This is a genomic window from Mesorhizobium sp. P2_E7 (genome assembly GCF_056403855.1).
The window spans coordinates 95,446-110,728 of sequence record NZ_JBFUER010000009.1 but is presented as its reverse complement, the minus strand read 5'-3'; the positions used below and the strand labels follow the sequence as shown (position 1 = coordinate 110,728).

Genomic DNA, 15,283 nt, shown 5'->3' with positions numbered 1-15,283 from the left:
GGAGAGGGCCTGCCGGTTTGGGCAGGCATTGCGTGACGAGGTGTCTGAGGTGACGACAGCATTGCTGGCCGGGGCGATTGCCTTGGCTCTCGTCCTGCACCTCGCCTGGCTTGCGCGCGCCAGCCGCAACAGGGCCAAGGCCGCTCTTGCCGCCGAGGTGGCGAGCATTCGAACCGTCATTGCAGATGCCGTCGACATTTCCGATGGCACGGTTGGCGTCGTCACCTGGGTGGGTTCGTGGAACGAACGGCGCGTACAAGTGCGCACCATCGTCGACACGCTGGCGACGCGAAAGCTGCCGGCGCGCTGGTTGAGTGTCACGGTCACCGAACCGGTCGCGGTGCCGGCGACCTTCGATATGATGATGCGGCCGGGCTCGCCGACCACCTTCTCCAATTTCGACCACCTCCAGCATACGCTGCCGAAGGCTCCGGGTTTTCCGGCCGAAGCCGTGCTGCGAACTGACCTAAGGGCGGCGCGCTTTCCGCAGAACCTGATCGCCAGCCATCTGGAGATCTTTGCCGAAGGCCGCGCCAAGGAACTTTTGATCACACCGAACGGCGTGCGCATCGTCTGGCTGCTGGCCGAGGCCGAACGCGCCCGCTACGGCGTGTTCCGGCAGGCTGCCTTCGGCACAAGGCTCGAACCCGCGCTGGTCGAACGGCTGCTCGCCTCGGCCTCGGGGCTGCGCGACGCCATCAACAGACAGGAAAGGCAGGTGGCATGAGCGCCCCGACAAACCCCTATCTGGTGCTTGGCGCGGCAGTCGTCCTGCCGGCAAGCGGCCATGTCATTCTGGGCGTGCCGGTGCGCGGCCTGCAGTTCCTGTTCTTCATGGTCATCCTCGCCTGGGTGACGGCCAAGATCGCGCCGGCCGACGCCAGTTTCGTCGGCCGCCATGCCGGCGGCTTCCTGATCTATGCGCTGTCGATTCTCGATGCCTACAAACTCGCCCGCATTCGAACCGCCAAATGGGTTCACAGCGCCCGTGCCGGCGCCGATACTGCGCAAAGCGGCATTGAGCCGCATACGTAACTAGAGGAAAATTTTTTTCATACGATTGAATTCGGGCAGCGCATTCGGTACATCATCTCGTAGAGGTAAACGCCGGGAGGCTGACATGTGTGGAATCGTCGGACTTTTTCTGAAGGACAAGTCGCTTGAGCCGCAGCTCGGCTCGATGCTGTCGCAAATGCTGATCTCGCTCAGCGATCGGGGCCCCGACAGCGCCGGCATCGCCATCTATGGCGCGCCTTCCAAAAATGAGGCCAAGATCACCATCCAGTCGGCGAAGCCCGATCGCGACTTCCGTGGCCTCGACGCCGAACTCGCCAAGGCCATCGGCGCGCCGGTGAGCATTGCGGTGAAGTCGACGCACGCCGTGCTCAGGACCGCGCCCGGCAAGGTCGACGCCGCGCGCGAAGCGTTGCAGTCGATCCGGCCGGACGTGCGCATCATGGGCGCCGGCGAAGCAGTGGAGATCTACAAGGAAGTCGGCCTGCCGGAAGCTGTCGTCGACCGCTTCGACGTGCGCTCGATGACCGGCACGCATGGCATCGGCCATACCCGCATGGCCACGGAATCGGCCGTCACCACAATGGGAGCGCACCCCTTCTCGACCGGCGCCGACCAGTGCCTGGTGCACAATGGATCGCTCTCCAACCACAACAATGTCAGGCGCGAGCTCAAGCGCGAAGGCATGACCTTCGAGACCGAGAACGATACCGAAGTCGCGGCCGCCTATCTCTCGTCGCAGATGGCGCATGGCAAGAATCTCGGCGAGGCGCTGGAGGGCACGCTGTCCGACCTCGACGGTTTCTTCACCTTCGTCGTCGGCACCAAGAACGGTTTTGGCGTGGTGCGCGATCCGATCGCCTGCAAGCCGGCGGTCATGGCCGAGACCGACCAGTATGTCGCCTTCGGCTCGGAATATCGCGCGCTGACCAAGCTGCCCGGCATAGACAATGCGAGGGTCTGGGAACCGGAACCCGCAACCGTCTATTTCTGGGAGCATTGAGCCCATGCCGGCAACCAAACTGTCGAAGGCGGCGCAAGACCACGCCTCCCGGATTTTCGATCTCGATGTGTCGTCGCTGCGAGAACTCAATCAGGCGCTGCACAATCTGACGCCCGGCTCCAACGAGACGGCGTGGGAGGTGCTGCACCCCAAGGGCAGCCATTCGGTCGCGGTCGGGGTCGACCAGCCGGTCAGCATCGATGTGCGCGGCAGCGTCGGCTATTATTGCGCCGGCATGAATGACGGCGCGGCGATCACCGTGCACGGCTCGGCCGGCCCCGGCGTCGGCGAGAACATGATGTCGGGCTCCATCGTCATCAAGGGCGACGCCAGCCAGTATGCCGGCGCCACCGGCAAGGGCGGACTTCTGGTCATCGAGGGCAACGCATCCTCCCGCTGCGGCATTTCGATGAAAGGCATCGACATCGTCGTGCACGGCAATATCGGCCACATGTCGGCCTTCATGGCGCAGTCGGGCAATCTGGTGGTGCTGGGCGATGCCGGCGATGCGCTGGGCGATTCCATCTACGAGGCGCGGCTGTTCGTGCGCGGCAAGGTCGAGAGCCTCGGCGCTGACTGCATCGCCAAGGAGATGCGGCCCGAGCATATCGAACTCTTGCAGGGCTTGCTCGACCGCGCCGGCGTGACCGGCGTCAAGCCGTCGGAGTTCAAGCGCTATGGCTCGGCGCGCACGCTCTACAATTTCAATATCGACAACGCCGACGCGTATTGAGGCATCATGACCTACAAGAACCCGCCGACGACGCCGCGCAAATCCGCGACCTTCGACGACTACACGCTCTCCGAAATCCGCCGCGCCGCGGCGACCGGCATCTATGATATCAGGGGCGCCGGCGCCAAGCGCAAGCTGCCGCATTTCGATGACCTTTTGTTCCTCGGCGCCTCGATCTCGCGCTATCCGCTCGAAGGCTATCGCGAACGCTGCGACACATCGGTGGTGCTCGGCTCGCGCCATGCCAAGAAGCCGATCGAGCTGAAAATTCCGATCACGGTGGCCGGCATGAGTTTCGGATCGCTGTCCGGTCCGGCGAAGGAAGCCCTGGGACGCGGCGCGACGCTCTCCGGGACATCGACCACCACCGGCGACGGCGGCATGACCGAGGAAGAGCGCGGGCATTCCAAGACGCTGGTCTATCAGTACCTGCCGTCGCGCTACGGCATGAACCCCAGGGACTTGCGCCGCGCCGATGCGATCGAAGTGGTCGTCGGCCAGGGCGCCAAGCCGGGCGGCGGCGGCATGCTGCTTGGCCAGAAGATTTCCGACCGCGTCGCCGAGATGCGCACGCTGCCGAAAGGCATCGACCAGCGCTCGGCCTCGCGCCATCCCGACTGGACCGGGCCGGACGATCTCGAGATCAAGATCCTCGAACTGCGCGAAATCACCGACTGGGAAAAGCCGATCTATGTCAAGGTCGGCGGCGCCCGCCCCTATTACGACACAGCCCTTGCGGTGAAGGCCGGCGCCGATGTCGTCGTTGTCGACGGCATGCAGGGTGGCACGGCCGCGACGCAGGAAGTGTTCATCGAAAATGTCGGCCAGCCGACGCTTGCCTGCATCAGGCCGGCGGTGCAGGCGCTGCAGGATCTCGGCATGCATCGCAAGGTGCAGCTGATCGTTTCGGGCGGCATTCGCAACGGCGCCGATGTCGCCAAGGCGCTGGCGCTGGGCGTCGACGCGGTGTCGATCGGCACGGCCGCTCTTGTCGCGCTCGGCGACAATGATCCGCGCTGGGAGGCGGAGTACAATGCGCTCGGCACCACCGCCGGCGCCTATGACGACTGGCACGAGGGCCGCGACCCCGCCGGCATCACCACCCAGGATCCCGAGCTGATGAAGCGGGTCGACCCGATCGCCGCCGGACGGCGCCTCGCGAACTATCTCAAGGTGATGACGCTGGAGGCGCAGACGATTGCGCGTGCCTGCGGCAAGAACAGCCTGCACAATCTCGAGCCCGAGGATCTCGTCGCGCTCACCATCGAAGCCGCCGCCATGGCCGGCGTGCCGCTTGCCGGCACCAACTGGATACCAGGGAAGAACGGCTTCTAAAAACAGCATCCAAAGACATAAGCGAGGAACTATAATGGGGAACGATCTCGCCGCATTCGCCAAAGAAAACGGCGTCAAATATTTCATGATCTCCTACACCGACCTGTTCGGTGGCCAGCGCGCCAAGCTGGTGCCGGCACAGGCGATCGCCGACATGCAGAAGGACGGCGCCGGCTTTGCCGGTTTCGCCACCTGGCTGGACCTGACGCCGGCGCATCCTGATATGCTGGCGGTGCCGGATCCGACGTCGGTGATCCAACTGCCGTGGAAGCCCGATGTCGCCTGGGTCGCAGCCAACTGCATCATGGACGACAAGGAAGTCGAGCAGGCGCCGCGCAACACGCTGCGGCGGCTGATCGCGGAGGCAGCAACAGACGGCATGCATGTCAAGACCGGCGTCGAGGCCGAGTTCTTCCTGATCTCGCCCGACGGCAGCGTCATTTCCGACAAATACGATACGGCGTCGAAACCCTGCTACGACCAGCAGGCGGTGATGCGCCGCTACGATGTCATCGCCGAGATCTGCGACCATATGCTGGCTCTGGGCTGGAGCCCCTACCAGAACGACCATGAGGACGCCAACGGCCAGTTCGAGATGAACTGGGCCTTCGACGATGTGCTGGCCACCGCCGACAAGCACTCCTTCTTCAAGTTCATGGTCAAGTCGGTGGCCGAGAAGCATGGGCTACGCGCCACCTTCATGCCAAAGCCCTTCCAGGGCCTGACCGGCAATGGCTGCCACGCCCATATCTCGGTGTGGGACAAGGCCGGCAAGACCAACGTCTTTGCCGACAATGCGATGGAACTCGGCCTGTCAGCCAAAGGCAAGAACTTCCTCGGCGGCATCATGAAGCATGCTTCCGCTCTTGCCGCGATCACCAATCCGACGGTCAACTCCTACAAGCGCATCAACGCGCCGCGCACCATTTCCGGCGCCACCTGGGCGCCCAACACGGTGACATGGACCGGCAACAACCGCACCCACATGGTGCGCGTGCCCGGTCCCGGCCGCTTCGAACTGCGCCTGCCCGACGGCGCCGCCAACCCCTATCTGCTGCAGGCGGTCATCATTGCCGCCGGTCTCGACGGCATCCGCTCGAAGGCCGATCCCGGCAAGCGCTATGACATCGACATGTACCAGCATGGCCACACGGTGAAAGGTGCGCCGAAGCTGCCGCTCAACCTGCTCGATGCGCTGCGTGAGTTCGACAAGGACAAATCGCTGAAGGCGGCGCTGGGTGAGGAATTCTCGTCGGCTTACCTAAAGCTGAAGCACCAGGAATGGAATTCCTATGCTTCGCACTTCACGCAATGGGAGCGCGACCACACGCTGGACATCTAACCCGGCGCAGCGGTGCGAGCGACCTCGGAATGAACGTATGAAATATTCGATCTTCTCGCTCGCCCGCGCTGCCCTTTCCGGCCACAAGAACTGGCAGCGCACCTGGCGCGATGCCAGCCCGAAAGACCACTACGATGTGGTGATCATCGGCGGCGGCGGCCATGGCCTCGCCACTGCCTGGTTCCTCGCCAGCGAGTTCGGCATCAAAAACGTCGCCGTGCTGGAAAAGGGCTGGATCGGTTCCGGCAATGCCGGCCGCAACACCACCATCATCCGCTCCAATTACGGTCTGCCCGGCAATACCGGCTTCTATGAGCTATCGATGAAGCTGTGGGAGCGGATGGAGCAGGATCTCAACTACAATTCAATGGTCAGCCAGCGCGGTGTTCTCAACCTCTATCACTCCGATGCCCAGCGCGACGCCTATGCGCGGCGCGGCAACACCATGCGCATCAACGGCATCGATGCCGAACTGCTCGATCAGGAGGCGTTGAAGAAGATGCTGCCGTTCCTGAATTTCGACCATGCGCGTTTCCCCGTGCAGGGTGGCCTTCTGCAGCGGCGCGGCGGCACGGCGCGCCACGACGCGGTGGTCTGGGGTTATGCCCATGCGGCGAGCGAACTCGGCGTCGACATCATCCAGAACTGCGAGGTCACCGGCTTTGTCAGAGACGGCAATGGCAAGGTGACCGGCGTCGAGACCTCGCGTGGCAAGATCGGCGCAGGCAAGGTCGGCATGGCGGTCGCCGGTTCATCTTCGCGCGTCGCCGCGATGGCAGGCCTGCGCCTGCCGATCGAAAGCCATGTGCTGCAGGCCTTCGTCTCGGAAGCGATCAAGCCGCTCATTCCCGGGGTCATGACCTTCGGTGCCGGGCATTTCTATGTCAGCCAGTCGGACAAAGGCGGGCTGGTCTTCGGCGGCGACATTGACGGCTACAACTCCTACGCCCAGCGCGGCAACATGCCTGTCATGGAAGATGTCTGCGAAGGCGGCATGGCGCTGATCCCGATGATCGGCCGCGTGCGGCTTCTGCGCCAGTGGGGCGGCATTATGGACATGTCGATGGACGGCTCGCCGATCATCGACAAGACGCCGGTCGACGGCCTCTACCTCAATGCCGGCTGGTGCTATGGCGGCTTCAAGGCGACGCCCGGTTCCGGCTTCGTCTTTGCCCATCTGCTGGCGCGCGACGAGTCGCACAAAGAGGCGGCGCTGTTTCGCCTCGACCGCTTCCAGCGCGGCGCCATGATCGACGAAAAGGGCCAGGGCGCCCAACCGAACCTGCACTGAGGACAGTCGGAAAACCATGCGTATTGTCTGTCCTTTCTGCGGCGAACGCGAACTCGGCGAGTTCACCTATCTCGGCGACGCCAAGCCCGCGCGGCCGGCGGCGGATGCCGGCGAAGACGCCGTCTACGATTATGTCTATCTGCGCGACAATGTCGCCGGCGTGATGGCTGAGAACTGGTATCACGGCGGCGGCTGCCGGGCCTGGCTGAAGGTCACCCGCAACACGCTGACGCATGAAATTTCGGCGGTGGAACCGGCGGCCGGCGCCGGTGCCGCAAAGGTTGGTGCGTGATGGCCAGCGCACAGATAAACCGGCTGGACAATGGCGGTCTGATCGACCACACCACGCCGCTCAACTTCCGCTTCGACGGCAAGACCTTCCAAGGTTTCCAGGGCGACACGCTGGCCTCGGCGCTTGTCGCCAATGGCGTCAAGCTGGTCGGCCGCTCGTTCAAGTATCATCGTCCGCGCGGCATCCTGACCGCCGGCTCGGAAGAACCCAACGCGCTGGTCGAGCTGCGTACCGGCGCACGGCGCGAGGCGAACACCAAGGCGACGACGGCCGAGCTCTATGAAGGGCTCGAAGCCGCCAGCCAGAACCGCTGGCCGTCGCTGCGGCACGATGTGATGTCGGTCAATCAGCTGTTCGCGCCGATCCTCGTTGCCGGCTTCTACTACAAGACCTTCATGTGGCCGGCGAAATTCTGGGAGATGATCTACGAGCCGGCGATCCGCCGTGCCGCCGGCCTCGGCCGCGCGGCTCAGCTTCCCGATCCCGATCATTACGACAAGGCATGGGCGCATTGCGATGTGGTGATCGCCGGCTCCGGCCCGGCGGGTCTCGCGGCAGCATTGGCCGCTGGCCGCAGCGGCGCCCGCGTCATCCTGTGCGAAGAGGATTTTGTCCCCGGCGGCCGCCTGCTGTCGGATGGCGGCACGATCGACGGGCTGCCGGCGGCGGAATGGCTGGCGCGCACGCTGGCCGAACTCAACTCGATGCCCGATGTCCGCATCATGACCCGCACGACGCTGTTCGGCGTCTATGACGGCGGCACCTATGGCGCGATCGAGCGGGTCAACGACCATCTGCCGACGCCGCCCGAGCATCAGGTGCGCCAGCGGCTGTGGCGCATCGTGGCCAAGCGCTGCGTCGTCGCCGCCGGTGCGATCGAACGGCCGATCGTGTTTGCCGGCAACGACACGCCCGGCGTGATGATGGCGTCCGCCATGCGGACCTATGTCACGCGCTATGCTGCGGCGCCGGCAAAGCGCGTCGCGCTGTTCACCAACAATGAGGATGGCTGGCGCACGGTCGAGACCGCGCTCGGCGCCGGACTGCAGGTAGCGGCGGTGATCGATGCACGGCCGGATGTATCGCCGGCCCATCGTTCTCTCGCCTCCAAGAACGGCTTCACCGTGCTGCATGGCTCGGTCAGCGGCGTCGATGGCGGCAAGGATGGCGTGCGCAAGATCTCGGTGTCGCTGACCGGCGGCGCCCGCGCCGAGGTCGAGGCCGATGGGCTCGCCACCTCCGGCGGCTGGAACCCAGCCGTTGGCCTCACCTCCTACCATCGCGGCCGCCCGAAATGGCGCGACGACATCGCCGCCTTCGTGCCGGATGGCGCGCCCCCCGGCATGGTCGCGGCCGGTGCGGCCAACGGTGATTTCGGTCTTGGCGCCTGCCTCAGCCAGGGGTTTGCCGCAGGCGCGGCAGCGGCGCGTGACGCTGGACACAATGGCACGGCGGGCGTCGCTCCCGTCGCCGACGATGAGGCGTTCTCGCTGACCCCGCTCTGGCATGTCGCGGGCAAGGGAAAAGCCTTTGTCGACCAGCAGCACGATGTCACTGCCTCAGACATCGAGCTGGCGCAGCGCGAAGGCTTTGAATCGGTCGAGCACCTGAAGCGTTATACGACGCTCGGCATGGCAACCGACCAGGGCAAGACGTCCAACGTCGCCGGCCTCGCCATCATGGCGGCGGTGTCAGGCAAATCCATCCCTGAGACCGGCACGACGATCTATCGACCGCCTTATGTGCCCATCGCCATCGGCGCCTTTGCCGGCCATCATCGCGACGAGACGTTCCATGCGACGCGGCTGACGCCGTCGCATCACTGGGCCGCCGAACAGGGCGCGATCTTTGTCGACACGGGCCTGTGGAAGCGCGCGCAATGGTATCCGCGCGCGGGCGAGAAGGACTGGCTGGAATCGGTGACCCGCGAGGTCAAGGCGGTGCGCTCCGGCGTCGGCTTCTGCGATGTCTCGACGCTGGGCAAGATCGACGTGCACGGCCCCGATGCCGGCGCCTTCCTCGACCGCGTCTACATCAACACCTTCTCCACCCTCGCCGTCGGCAAGGCGCGCTATGGCTTGATGTTGCGCGAGGATGGTCTGGTCTATGATGACGGCACGACATCGCGGCTGGCCGAAGACCATTACTTCCTCACCACCACCACCGCCAAGGCCGGGCTGGTGATGCAGCATCTCGAATTCTGCCGGCAGGTGCTGTTTCCCGAACTCGACGTGCAGCTGACCTCGGTCTCCGACCAGTGGGCGCAATTCTCCATCGCTGGCCCGAAGACACGCGATCTCTTGAAGGAAATCGTCGACCCGGACGAAGACCTGTCCAATGAAGGTTTCCCCTTCATGGGCGCGCGCGAAGTGGCGCTGCGCGGCGGCATCAAGGCGCGGCTGTTCCGCATCTCCTTCTCCGGCGAGATGGCGTTCGAGATTTCGGTGCCGGCGCGCCATGGCGAGGCGATGGCGCGCAATCTGATGATTGCCGGCAAGCAATTCGGCGTGACGCCTTACGGCACCGAGGCGCTCGGCGTCATGCGTGTCGAAAAGGGCCATGTCGCCGGACCGGAACTCAGCGGCACCACGACCGCCGCCGATCTTGGCCTCGGCAAGATGATGTCGACCAAGAAGGATTTCATTGGCTGCGTCATGGCCGGCCGCGAGGCGCTGGTGGCGCCGGACCGGCAGGTCGTCGTCGGCATCAAGCCGGTCGACAAAGCGCGGCGCCTGCGCTCTGGTGCGCACATCATTCCGAAGGGACAGACACCGGGGCCGGACAACGATCAGGGCTATGTCACCTCGGTCTGCTTCTCGCCAACGCTCGACCAGTGGATCGGGCTCGGCCTGGTCGAACGCGGCCGCGAGCGCATCGGCGAAATCGTCCACGCGCACGACCCGCTGCGCGGCGAGGACTATGATGTCGAACTCTGCAATCCCGTCTTCTACGACCCGGATGGAGGGCGCCAGCGTGGCTGAGTTTTCCTGGGATATTCGCAGTCCAATCGAGCGGGCGCTCGCTGCTGGCGCTTACGGTGCGCAAGGCGATGCTGGCGTGTCGCTGACCGAGATCCGCAATTTCGACCTCGTCCAGGTGATGGCGCGGCGCGGCAAGGCGGCCGAGATGGGCAAGGCTGCGAAGGCTCACTTCGGCGTTGCGGCTCCGCAAACACCGAAGGCGGTCGGCACGGCGGATGCGACGCTGATCTGGTCGGGACCGGACCAGTTCTTTGTTCTGTCCAAGGGCGACAAGCATGGGATTGGGGCGCTTGCCCCAGCCTTCGTGCAATCGGCGTCGCTCTCCGACCAATCGCATGCGCGGGTGCTGATCAGCATCTCCGGCGCCAAGGCGCGGACGATGCTGGCCAAGCTCTCGTCGATCGATCTGCATCCCGATGCATTTCCGGTTGGCGTGGCGGCTGCGACCTCGATGGACCACACCAGCGTCACGCTCTGGCGCGGGAAGGACCGTGACGGACAGGCGGTGTTCAACGTTCTGGTGTTTGCGACCTTTGCCGAGAGCCTGTGGCACACGATGCTGGATTCGGCTGCAGAGTACGGCGTGGCGATCGGGCATTCCGAGGACTTGGCATAGCGCTTGTGCGCACTTCTTCCTTCTCCCCTTGTGGGAGAAGGTGGATTGGCGCGCAGCGCCGAGACGGATGAGGGGTGTTCCAGGGAACGCCAACGTCTCACTCCGCTGGAACACCCCTCATCCGTCGCCTTCGGCGACACCTTCTCCCACAGGGGGAGAAGGGGGAGCTTACGTCACCTTCGCCTTGCCAAACGCGATCCCCCTGCTATTCTTGCTGCTAAAATAATTTCACACACAGGCAAACTTGTTTCTCGAAACCCGAGTTGAGATGAGCCAGTCGCCCTACCCTTCCGTAACAGCCGGCCCGCCGCGCCCCACCCAGATCCTGAGGCCCGGCCAGATCGCGCTGCCGCCGGGCTTGGAGCGCTATACCATCCCAGGCAATGGCGCGGTGCTGATCGAGGTCGAGGCCGGCGATACGGTCAGCGTGCGCAATGTCGAAGGCGGGCAGGCTTGCGAGCTGCTGGCCTGGGAGAAATCGGGCGCGACCGACCCCGGCATCCTCGGCGAGAAATCCAACAGCAATGCTGCCGGCATCAAGGCGCTGTTGGCCGAGGGGGATGACAGTCTCGCTTCCGTGCGCCGCGGGCTCGAGCGCCGGCAGGTGCAGCTCGACCAGCCCAAGGCGATGCGCGTGTTTGGTGGCGCGACGCCCGCCGGCACCGAGCAGGCATTCACCATCGCACGTGATGGCGCGATGCTGATTGCAGCGCCTGGCGGGCCGATGCTGGTTGATGGCCATGACACCGCGACGCCGCTCACGGTCCTCCTGCGGCGCAACACCATCCGGCTGAAATCGAAGTCGCAGCTCGCCGACCCTCTGGCCGATCCGGTGCTCGACCTGCGTGTCCATTCGGCAACCGCCGAATCCTACTTCGTCAAGGCCGGCGACTATCTGCAGATCATCGATGTCGACGGCCGTCAGTGCACCGACTTCCAGTGCTTTTCGGCGCGTAAGCTGGACAAGGGACTCGATCATCCGCTCGACGTGACGACGACGCGCACGCTGATGGGGTCGAGCTATCCGATGCCCGGCCTGCATTCGAAATACTACGACCAGGATATGGAGCCGCTGGTCGAGGTGGTGCAGGACACATGCGGCCGGCACGACGCTTTCGCGCTGGCGTGTGCGGCCAAGTATTACGACGATATCGGCTATCCCGGGCACACCAACTGCTCGGAGAACTTCAACCGCGCGCTGGCCGACAAGGACGTGACGCCGCGCGCGGGCTGGATGGCGATCAACTTCTTCTTCAACACAGCGATCGACGCGCATGGCGTCATGGTGTCGGACGAGCCGTGGTCGCGGGCCGGCGACTATGTGCTGCTCAGAGCGCTGACCGACATCGTCTGTGTCTCCTCCGCTTGCCCCGACGACACGACGCCCGCCAATGGCTGGGACCTCACCGACATCCATGTGCGGACCTATTCCGGCCAGCACAAATTCTCGCGAGCGATCGCCAGACGCATGACGCCCGATTCGGAACCGAAAATGACCCGCGAGACCGCCTTCCATTCATCCTTCGCCAAGCACACCCGCAACTTCGTGGAGTACAGGGGCTATTGGCTGGCCAACGCCTTCGCCAAGGAGGGCCCGATCGCCGAATACTGGGCCTGCCGGCAGGATGCGGTGGTCATGGACCTGTCGCCGCTGCGCAAGTTCGAGGTCACCGGTCCGGATTCCGAAGCGCTGCTGCAATACACGCTGACCCGTGACGTCAAGAAGCTCGGCGTCGGCCAGGTCGTCTATTCCGCCATGTGCTACGAGCATGGCGGCATGATCGACGACGGCACGCTGCTGCGCCTCGGCAAGGATAATTTCCGCTGGGTCGGCGGCGACGACCTGTCCGGCGAATGGCTGCGCGAGACGGCCAAGAAACTCGGCCTCAACGTGCTGGTGCGCTCCTCCACCGACCAGATGCACAATGTCGCCGTGCAAGGACCGAAAAGCCGCGACATCTTGCGGGAAGTGATCTGGACCTCGCCTGTGCAGCCCTCGATCGACGAGCTCGAATGGTTCCGTTTCGCAGTTGCCCGCATCGGCGGCGGCAATGGTATTCCGGTCGTGGTATCACGGACCGGCTATACCGGCGAACTCGGCTATGAAGTCTGGTGCCATCCGCGCGATGCCGAAAAGGTGTTCGACGCGATCTGGGAGGCCGGCCAGCCGCACGGGCTGAAGCCGATGGGCCTGCAGGCGCTCGACATGGTGCGCATCGAGGCCGGGTTGATCTTCGCCGGCTACGAGTTCTCCGATCAGACCGATCCGTTCGAGGCGGGCATAGGCTTCACCGTGCCGCTGAAGACCAAGACCGACGATTTCATCGGCCGCGAGGCGCTGATCCGGCGCAAGGAGCACCCGCAGCACAAGCTCGTCGGCCTCGACATCGACAGCAATGTCGCCGTCGGCCATGGCGACTGCGTCCATGTCGGCCGCGCCCAGATCGGCGTCGTCACTTCAGGCATGCGCTCGCCGGTGCTGAACAAGAACATCGCGCTGGCGAGACTCGACGTCACCCATGCGGCCATCGGTACGGAGGTCGAGATCGGCAAGCTCGACGGCCATGCCAAGCGGCTGCCGGCGCGGGTGGTGGCCTTCGCCCACTACGATCCGCAAAAGACCAAACCGCGTTCCTGATAGCCGCCTTCAAGCGCGCACGAAACTGCTTCGCCGGCTGCTGTTGGCGACGGCTGAAGCCATGTTTCGCAAGCGTGATGTGCACGACGTCACAAATCGCTTGACGTGAAAGCGCGCCGGATCAATCTTCACTGTTAAGAAAAAAATACGACTGAGTGGAAACACCGGAGTCGTGCAGTCATTTGCCGGGGAACAAGCTTCGCGAAGCCGAGGCATCGCCGGCCGGGAACACAAAAAAGGGGAATATGGACATATGAGCACGATAAGCACGGCCCTGGAGCAGCCTGCGGAAGGCAAGCTGCACCGGAACATCGACTGGCGGGGCGCCTTCTGGGTGGCAAGCGGCGTTCCTGCCCTTGTCCTGTTTTCGATCGGCGGCATTGCCGGCACGACGGGAACGCTGGCCTTCGGAATCTGGATCGCCTCCATGATCATGGGCTTCCTGCAATCCTTCACCTATGCCGAGATCGCCGGCCTGTTCCCGAACAAGTCGGGCGGCGCCTCGATCTACGGCGCCACCGCCTGGCTGCGCTACTCCAAGTTCATCGCGCCGCTGTCGGTGTGGTGCAACTGGTTCGCCTGGTCGCCGGTGCTGTCGCTCGGCTGCTCGATCGCCGCCGCCTATATCCTCAATGCGCTGGCGCCGGTGCCGATCTTCACCGATGCCTCACCGGATGTCGTTGCCTATATCGCGGCTCATGCGGGAACGGCGCCTGCCGACGCCATCGCAGCGGTGACCGCGGCGGCCACGCCGGCGATCCGCACCTGGACGTTGTTCAGCCATACGCTGGGCCCTGTCTCCTTCACCCTAAACGCAACCTTCTTCATCGGCGCGGTGCTGATGCTGATCATCTTCTCGATCCAGCATCGCGGTATTCTCGGTACCGCCAATGTGCAGAAATATATCGGCCTGCTGGTCATCATCCCGATGCTGATCGTCGGCGTCGTGCCGATCGTCACCGGCCAGATCAACTGGGCGAATTTTTCGCCGCTGGTACCGCTGGCCGCCGCCTACGCGCCGGAGCCCGGCTCGTGGAACATTGCCGGTTGGACGCTGGTGCTTGGTGGCATGTTCATCGCCGCATGGTCGACCTACGGCTTCGAAACGGCCGTCTGCTATACCTCGGAGTTCAAGAACCCGGGCACCGACACGTTCAAGGCGATCTTCTATTCCGGCCTGCTCTGCATGCTGTTGTTCATCCTGGTTCCCTTCACCTTCCAGGGCGTGTTGGGCTTAAACGGCATGCTGGCGACGCCGATTGTCGACGGCTCAGGCGTCGCCGATGCGCTGGCCGGCATGGTCGGTGGCGGCGCGCTGATCCACAGCCTCCTGGTGATGCTGATGATCCTGGCGCTGGTGCTGTGCATCATGACGGCGATGGCCGGTTCCTCGCGCACGCTCTACCAGGGCTCGGTCGACGGCTGGCTGCCGCGCTACCTCAGCCACGTCAACGAGCATGGCGCGCCGACACGGGCGATGTGGACAGACCTCGTCTTCAACCTGATCGTGCTGGCCATCGCCTCGGCCGACGCGACGAGCTTCTTCTTCATCCTCGCCGTGTCGAATTGCGGCTACATCATCTTCAACTTCCTCAACCTCAATGCCGGCTGGATCCACCGCATCGACAACGGCCACATCAACCGACCTTGGAAGGCCCCGAGTTGGCTGCTCGGCCTCGGCGCCATCTTCGCCTATGTCAACGCCATCTTCATGGGCGCCGGCGCCAAGGTGTGGAACCCGATGGCGCTGTGGGCCGGCCTGATCACCGCAGCCCTGATCATCCCGGTGTTCTGCTTCCGCCACTACATCCAGGACAAGGGCAAGTTCCCCGACCACATGCTGGCCGATCTCGGCATGGCGGGCGCCGACCTCTCGGTCAAAAAGGCGGGCATGCTGCCCTATCTGACCTTGGTCGCCGGCGTGGTGGTGATGCTGCTGGCCAACTGGTATTTCGTCATCTGAAAATGACGGCTCGAAAAGAATGGGCGCGCTTCGGCGCGCCCGTTTCCTTTTTGCACAAGCTCATCCGAGAGTGTC

At 64.2% G+C, this 15,283-nt stretch carries 12 protein-coding genes; all 12 read left to right on the top strand.

The features are described 5' to 3' along the window. Window positions 1-40: 40 nt before the first annotated feature. The 12 genes from AC1DYC_RS29000 to AC1DYC_RS28945 all read left to right on the top strand — a co-directional run bounded on the left by AC1DYC_RS29000 (window position 41) and on the right by AC1DYC_RS28945 (window position 15,208). Window positions 41-727: a hypothetical protein gene (locus tag AC1DYC_RS29000; protein ID WP_477411113.1), complete on the top strand. Its 687-nt coding sequence runs from the start codon at window positions 41-43 to the stop codon at window positions 725-727. Then, the gene (locus AC1DYC_RS28995) at window positions 724-1,035 is read left to right on the top strand and encodes a hypothetical protein (protein WP_477411112.1); all 312 of its coding nucleotides are present in this window, start codon (window positions 724-726) and stop codon (window positions 1,033-1,035) included. The genes AC1DYC_RS29000 and AC1DYC_RS28995 overlap by 4 nt, the downstream gene beginning before the upstream one ends. Before the next feature lie 85 nt (window positions 1,036-1,120). After that, window positions 1,121-2,017 carry a class II glutamine amidotransferase gene (locus tag AC1DYC_RS28990; protein ID WP_477411111.1) on the top strand — a complete coding sequence of 299 codons (897 nt, stop codon included), beginning with the start codon at window positions 1,121-1,123 and terminating at the stop codon, window positions 2,015-2,017. 4 nt (window positions 2,018-2,021) lie between these two features. Next, complete coding sequence (locus AC1DYC_RS28985; RefSeq protein WP_477411110.1) at window positions 2,022-2,750, top strand: GltB/FmdC/FwdC-like GXGXG domain-containing protein; 729 nt, start codon at window positions 2,022-2,024, stop codon at window positions 2,748-2,750. A gap of 6 nt (window positions 2,751-2,756) precedes the next feature. Next, the gene (locus AC1DYC_RS28980) at window positions 2,757-4,085 is read left to right on the top strand and encodes an FMN-binding glutamate synthase family protein (RefSeq protein ID WP_181058446.1); all 1,329 of its coding nucleotides are present in this window, start codon (window positions 2,757-2,759) and stop codon (window positions 4,083-4,085) included. Between the two features lie 34 nt (window positions 4,086-4,119). Next, window positions 4,120-5,427 carry a type III glutamate--ammonia ligase gene (gene glnT, locus AC1DYC_RS28975; RefSeq protein ID WP_477411109.1) on the top strand — a complete coding sequence of 436 codons (1,308 nt, stop codon included), beginning with the start codon at window positions 4,120-4,122 and terminating at the stop codon, window positions 5,425-5,427. Window positions 5,428-5,464: 37 nt separating this feature from the next. After that, window positions 5,465-6,718 (top strand): sarcosine oxidase subunit beta family protein, encoded by a 1,254-nt coding sequence (locus AC1DYC_RS28970; RefSeq protein WP_477411108.1) that lies wholly within the window; start codon window positions 5,465-5,467, stop codon window positions 6,716-6,718. Between the two features lie 16 nt (window positions 6,719-6,734). Beyond that, a complete protein-coding gene (locus AC1DYC_RS28965; protein WP_477411107.1) occupies window positions 6,735-7,010 on the top strand; it encodes a sarcosine oxidase subunit delta family protein in 276 nt (91 codons plus the stop codon). Further along, window positions 7,010-9,991, top strand: a complete 2,982-nt coding sequence (locus AC1DYC_RS28960) for a sarcosine oxidase subunit alpha (RefSeq protein WP_477411106.1) — start codon at window positions 7,010-7,012, stop codon at window positions 9,989-9,991. Before AC1DYC_RS28965 ends, AC1DYC_RS28960 begins: the two co-directional genes overlap by 1 nt. Continuing rightward, complete coding sequence (locus AC1DYC_RS28955) at window positions 9,984-10,607, top strand: sarcosine oxidase subunit gamma (protein ID WP_477411105.1); 624 nt, start codon at window positions 9,984-9,986, stop codon at window positions 10,605-10,607. The genes AC1DYC_RS28960 and AC1DYC_RS28955 overlap by 8 nt, the downstream gene beginning before the upstream one ends. A gap of 268 nt (window positions 10,608-10,875) precedes the next feature. After that, window positions 10,876-13,245 carry a DUF1989 domain-containing protein gene (locus AC1DYC_RS28950; protein ID WP_477411104.1) on the top strand — a complete coding sequence of 790 codons (2,370 nt, stop codon included), beginning with the start codon at window positions 10,876-10,878 and terminating at the stop codon, window positions 13,243-13,245. Between the two features lie 253 nt (window positions 13,246-13,498). Beyond that, the gene (locus tag AC1DYC_RS28945; RefSeq protein ID WP_477411103.1) at window positions 13,499-15,208 is read left to right on the top strand and encodes an APC family permease; all 1,710 of its coding nucleotides are present in this window, start codon (window positions 13,499-13,501) and stop codon (window positions 15,206-15,208) included. Window positions 15,209-15,283 lie beyond the last annotated feature (75 nt).